The organism is Deinococcus rhizophilus (genome assembly GCF_030271215.1).
Lineage (GTDB): Bacteria > Deinococcota > Deinococci > Deinococcales > Deinococcaceae > Deinococcus > Deinococcus rhizophilus.
This window is the reverse complement of sequence record NZ_JASNGB010000210.1, coordinates 1-4,689: the sequence shown is the minus strand read 5'-3', so window position 1 is coordinate 4,689 and position 4,689 is coordinate 1. Positions and strand designations below refer to the sequence as shown.

General features: G+C 71.9%; 4 protein-coding genes. All 4 read right to left on the bottom strand.

Features of this window, described 5'->3' with window-relative positions:
* Nucleotides 1-1,148: UDP-N-acetylmuramoyl-L-alanine--D-glutamate ligase (gene murD, locus QOL99_RS15175; RefSeq protein WP_285525056.1), on the bottom strand; the 1,148-nt coding region annotated here is incomplete at its 3' end.
* A gap of 49 nt (nt 1,149-1,197) precedes the next feature.
* Nucleotides 1,198-2,601 (bottom strand): methylenetetrahydrofolate--tRNA-(uracil(54)-C(5))-methyltransferase (FADH(2)-oxidizing) TrmFO, encoded by a 1,404-nt coding sequence (gene trmFO, locus QOL99_RS15170; RefSeq protein ID WP_285525054.1) that lies wholly within the window; start codon nt 2,599-2,601, stop codon nt 1,198-1,200.
* Between the two features lie 105 nt (nt 2,602-2,706).
* Complete coding sequence (locus tag QOL99_RS15165) at nt 2,707-3,672, bottom strand: hypothetical protein (protein WP_285525053.1); 966 nt, start codon at nt 3,670-3,672, stop codon at nt 2,707-2,709.
* Between the two features lie 86 nt (nt 3,673-3,758).
* The gene (locus QOL99_RS15160; RefSeq protein ID WP_456318868.1) at nt 3,759-4,439 is read right to left on the bottom strand and encodes a YdcF family protein; all 681 of its coding nucleotides are present in this window, start codon (nt 4,437-4,439) and stop codon (nt 3,759-3,761) included.
* Between the last annotated feature and the right edge of the window lie 250 nt (nt 4,440-4,689).

The window sequence follows — 4,689 nt, the reverse complement described above, 5'->3', positions numbered from 1 at the left end:
GCCTCGCCCGTCTCGCCGCGCACGGTGTCGAAGGGAAGGCCCAGCCCACGGGCGAGCGCCTCGCCGTCCTCCCCGAAGGCGATCACGCGCGTCACTCTCCCCTGCGCGGCCTCCCGCAGCGGCGCGAGGTCAGCCCCCTTGTCGCGCCCGCCGACAAGCCACGCGACGGGCGGCACCGAGCGTTCCAGCGCCGCCTGCACCGCCAGCGTCCGGGTGGCGATGGAGTCGTCCACGAAGCGGACATGGCCGACCCGGGCCACCGTCTCGAAGCGTCCGGCGACGGGCTGGGCGGTTCGCAGCGACTCGGCCAGCGCGGAGACGTCGGGCACACGGCCCAACCGTTCCAGCAGCGCCTCGGCGGCGAGCAGGGCAGCGGCGGCATTGGCCGGATGTAACCCCTCGGGCAACCCGGACACGGGCAGCACCTCCCGCCCGTCCGCGAGGGTCAGGCGCTCAGGCGTAAAGGGCCGCACCTGCGCCCGCGTCGGCACGTCCAGCCCCGCCGGGACGACGAGCACGTCCTCCCCCGTCTGCCCCGCCGTGATGTTGCGCTTGGCCGCGTGGTACGCCTCCACCGTGCGGTGACGGTCGAGGTGGTCTACCCCCAAGTTGGTGACCACCGATACAGGCAGGCGCAGGCCGGGCACCCGCTCCAGCTGAAAGCTCGACAGCTCGACCACCGCGACCCCGGCCTGGTCCACCACGTCGAGGAGGGGCGGTTCGATGTTGCCGCCCTCACGGGCGTTCAGCCCCTGGCCGCGCAAGAGGTGCGCGATCAGGACGGTCGTGCCGCCCTTGCCCGCCGTGCCCGTCACGCCCACCAGCGGCAGCGACGGGCGGCGACGGGCCGCCAGCACCACTTCCCCGATGACCTCCGCCCCACGCGATGCGAGCGCGAGGAGGTCGGGATGGTCGATGGGCACGCCCGGCGCGGCGACCACCGTGTCGTAGGTGCCCGCCACGTCGCCCCGCGCATAACCCAGCTCGCGCATCAGGGCCTCGTCCTCGGCCCCCGGCCGGGCGTCGTGCCACTCGGCCCGCAGCCCCTCGCGCCCCAGAAAGCGGGCCACGCCGCGCCCACTGCGGCCCAGCCCGTAGATCAAGATTCGTTCGCCGCCGCCACCCTGGTGTCCCCCGCGCTCCGTCACGCTCCTACCATAGGGCAGCCGGTGAGACGGAGGAGTGAATGCCGACCGCTCAGCGCAGAACGGGCAGCGCGTCTTCCTCGGGCTGGGGCACGGCGGGCGGCGTCACACTCAGGCCCGCTTCCTCCCCGGCCCAGGCCATGAAGGCGGCGAGGCCCCGGCGGAACATCGGCGGACGCTTCTCGCGCTTGCCCAGCTTGCGGACCTTGCCGTTTGGCCCCGGCTCGGGGGCGGGGAGTTCCGGCACCAGCGCCCAGTTCACGTTCATGGGCTGGAACCCCCTGGGATTGGCCGAGGCGAGGTAGCGCGTCAGGCCGCCCAGCATGGACTCGGCGGGCGGGGTCAGCGGCGCGAGGCCCAGCGCGAGCCGCGCGGCGTTGGTGCCCGCCAGCCACCCGGTCGCGGCGGATTCGAGGTAGCCCTCGGTGCCCGCGAGCACGCCCGCGACGAACTTCTGCCCGTCGGCCCGCAGCGCCAGGGTCGAGTCCAGCACCTCGGGCGCGTTGAGGTAGGTGTTCCGGTGCATCACCCCGTAGCGGACGATCTCGGCGTTTTCCAGGCCGGGGATCAGCTGCACGACCGCCTTCTGGTCCCCCCACTTCAGGCCGGTCTGGAAGCCGACGAGCGACCACATCCGGCCCCCCGCGTCCTCCTGTCGCAGTTGCGCGACCGCGTAGGGCCAGCGCCCGGTGCGGGGGTCGTCGAGGCCCTTGGGCGACATCGGCCCGAAGCGCGGCGTGTCCACCCCCCGGCGGGCGATCTCCTCGATGGGCATGCAGCCCTCGAAGAACTCCAGCTTCTCCCAGTCGTGGGGGGTGTGGGCGCGGGCCTGCTCCAGCGCCTCAAAGAAGCGCAGGTACTCCTCCCTGGTGAAGGGGCAGTTGAGGTAGTCGGCGCTCTGCTCGTAGCGCCCGGCCCGCCAGGCCACGTCCAGGTTGATGCTCTCGAAGGCGATCACGGGCGCGGCAGCGTCGTAGAAGCTCAGGCGCTCGCTGCCGGTCAGGCGCATCAGGTCGGCGGCGAGCGCGTCGGAGGTCAGCGGTCCGGTGGCGATCACGGCGATGCCCTCCGGGACGGCCTCGACCTCGCCGGGCACGACCTCGATCAGGGGGTGTTCGCGCACGGCCCGGGTCACGCGGGCGCTGAACTCGTCGCGGTCCACGGCGAGGGCGTTGCCTGCCGGAACGCGGCTCGCGTCGGCGGCGCCCACGATGGCCCCGCCCACCGAGCGCAGTTCGGCCTGCAAGAGCCCCTTGGCCTGCATCTCGCCCTCGCCGCCCAGCGACGTGGAGCAGACGAGTTCGGCGAAGTTGCCGGTGCGGTGCGCGGGGGTCATCTTGACCGGGCGCATTTCATGGAGGCGCACCCGCACCCCGAGGCGGGCCGCCGCGAGTGCCGCCTCCGAACCCGCGAGGCCCGCGCCGACGACAGTGATGGTGGGGGAAAGAGCGGTCATCGGGGGGCAGTGTAGGGGACAGGCGGAGGAGGGTTTGTGGTGGGTGGTTCGTGGAGGGGCTGGGCTGGACACTCACATGGGGACCCGGGCTTCTCCACCCCACCGCTAGGAACCCAGAACCTTGAACCGGACGGGGGCGGGCAGAAGGTAAGGCAGAGGCGGATGGGGGACGACTCCAAGAACAGGGCCAAAGCTCGCGCACACCTCGTACTCGCCCGGAGGAAGCGTCTTCCAGTCCATCGTCTCCACCTTCCACTGGTACGAAGCCAACTCCTTGGTCTGCCCTGGCTGAAAGGACGCCGCGTAACCGATGGTGATGCAAGTCTCCATAGTCGGCACCGGCAGAACGATCTCTCCCGTCATCACCCTCCGAATCTCGATGTGGAAGTCGCAGGCCCCGTGTTCAAACGTCACCACGCTCTGACTGGTATTCCGCACCGTTAACGTGATCGGCAGCGTCTGACCTTGTCGGATGGTCGCTGAAACTTGGAGCTTCGCCTCCAGAGGCGCATTCAAAGCTGGACCGGTAGGCAGAGACCGAGCGGCGGACGAAGTAACGATGAGCACTGCACCGAGAGGCACACCCGCCGCACGAAATACTGCCTCCGCCTCGTCCCTCTGAGAATGATGCTGCAAACCGACGACCAAACGCTCGATTCTGGCTTGCGGCGCAGCGAAGGTTACGCCCCGCACCTTCCCCAGAGCTTTGTTCGCGGCGGCCAGATACTCCTTCGCGCTGCCCTGGAGGAAGCGGACCTGGCCCGGCTGCGCCCGCAGGACTCGGAGAAAGTCAGCGTGACCCGCCTGAACAGCCCGCAAAATGCGCAGGCGAATGGCGGGGTCAGCAGAGTTTACCGCCAGGTAGAGCGTGCCGCCGTATACCTCGAACCCGATGTACTCCGGAAACTGCTCGTGCAGCCGCGCCTCCACCTCTGGAAACGGGTTGCTGTTCTGCGCCCTGATAGGTGCAGGAACGCCTGCACCAGGGGCGGAATATGACTGGGCAGACGCCACCCCCGGACCCAGCAGAGCGAGGGTGACCCAGGCTTGGATGGCCGCAAACTTCAGCATGATTGAGCCTGGCTCCCACAGGCTGACTGTGGATGAGAGGGCGCAGCGCTGGAACAACCCTCTTCCCCTGCCTCGCCACGCCCCCCTCACCGCTCCGGCGTCCCCCCTACCCCCGCCTTGACCCGCGAGAGCCCCTCGTACAGCAGGGTTCGCAGGGCCGCGAGCCGGTCGGACGGCAGCGGCAGCGTCATGTCGAAGCGCGTCTCCCCGGCGGGCACGCTGACGGCCTCCACCCCACCCGAGGCCACCAGCCGGGCGGCCCGGCGCGAGTGGCTGGGCGAGGTCACCACCAGGACCCGCCGCCACCCCCGCTCGCGGGCGAGNCGCAGGGCCGCGAGCCGGTCGGACGGCAGCGGCAGCGTCATGTCGAAGCGCGTCTCCCCGGCGGGCACGCTGACGGCCTCCACCCCACCCGAGGCCACCAGCCGGGCGGCCCGGCGCGAGTGGCTGGGCGAGGTCACCACCAGGACCCGCCGCCACCCCCGCTCGCGGGCGAGGTCGCGGACGCGGGCGGCCTCGTCGCGGGTGGTGGTCACGCGGCGCAGGGTGACGATCTCCGGGCCGCCCTGCGGGTACAGGGCGCGGATGTGGGCGCGCTGGAGGTCGCTCAGGCGCGGGCAGCTCGCCGGACCGAGCAGGCCGGACGGCTCGGAGACGGTGAGCCGGGGCGCGTACCCCGCCCGCCACAGCTCCAGCCCGCGCACCAGCCGGGCGAGGCTGTGGGGGTCCAGCGTGGCCGTCCCGCACTGCAGGCCCGCCCCCAGCACCACGACCGCGTCGGCACGGACGGGCGGTTGCGAGAGCACCAGCCCGGCGAGGGGGGCACGCAGCACCGGGGTCAGCAGGCCCAGGGCGAGGACGGCGGCCAGCACCCCCGACCCCACCCGCAGCCACCGACGCGCCGGGGCGAAAGCGCCCGCCAGCCCGCCCCCCAGCACCAGCGCGAGCAGCAGCGGGGCCGTGCCGCGAATCTCGCCCAGGTAGGCCGCGAGAACCCCCAGGGCCGCGCCGATGGCC

What these genes read in the sequence shown, in the direction of transcription:
- trmFO (WP_285525054.1), bottom strand. Translation starts at nt 2,601, where the DNA reads ATGACCGCTCTTTCCCCCACCATCACTGTCGTCGGCGCGGGCCTCGCG.
- QOL99_RS15165 (WP_285525053.1), bottom strand. Translation starts at nt 3,672, where the DNA reads ATGCTGAAGTTTGCGGCCATCCAAGCCTGGGTCACCCTCGCTCTGCTG.